The organism is Vibrio sp. M260118, from assembly GCF_036533755.1.
GTDB lineage: Bacteria > Pseudomonadota > Gammaproteobacteria > Enterobacterales > Vibrionaceae > Vibrio.
In genome coordinates this window covers 1-683 of sequence record NZ_JATABG010000678.1, presented here as the reverse complement: position 1 = coordinate 683, position 683 = coordinate 1, and the positions used below count along the sequence as shown (strand labels likewise).

Sequence of the window (683 nt, the reverse complement as noted above, 5' to 3'; positions counted from 1 at the left end):
GCTCTTTTACTTCTAACCGAATATCTCGGCTTTCTAATAGTAAGCTTTCTAAAGCATTAGTTGAGTTATTTCGCGTTTGCTGACGGTGACGGTTCCTTCGAAAATATCGTTTAGGTTCACTATTTGATTTGCTCATAGCTCGATATCCTTATCTAACCAAAAGTGGTTAAGTTTTGTGTTTTTTCGCGTCAAACTTATGATGATGGTCCTAGAGTTAATTTTAAGGAGTCTAGAACGTTATATAAATTGCTTTAAGAACTCTTCAAGTGCTTTACCAGGGTGATCAATTTCTGAATTAATCATATTGATCCCCCATTGCTCGAGAACTGCTTCCTGCACAGGGTTTGGACGTGGGGAAAACACATAAGACTTAGGCTGGGCTCCTCCACAGTAATTACCTTTCCACAGTTTTGATAATTTATAGAATAGAAGCCTTATGTTGATATCAGATAGACTATAACCAATGAAAAGAACAGTTTTTCCAAGTACATCAGCTCTAAGTTTTAGATCTAAAGGCGATTCGAATTCTAGTCGCTCAAAGTAACTTGATTCATCGAGGACTATTGACTCATCATCATCAAAATCTCCATGAAATTTAATGACTTGTGTTTGGTCTTTTCTTATCTCAGTCATATCAGATACAGACGCAATTTTTATAAATTCTTTACCGTAATGTTTTAGCG

At 36.0% G+C, this 683-nt stretch carries 1 protein-coding gene; it reads right to left on the bottom strand.

Features of this window, described 5'->3' with window-relative positions:
- Positions 1-237: 237 nt before the first annotated feature.
- A partial coding sequence (locus QTO00_RS20515; protein WP_331426381.1) for an SIR2 family protein occupies positions 238-683 on the bottom strand: 446 nt, incomplete at its 5' end.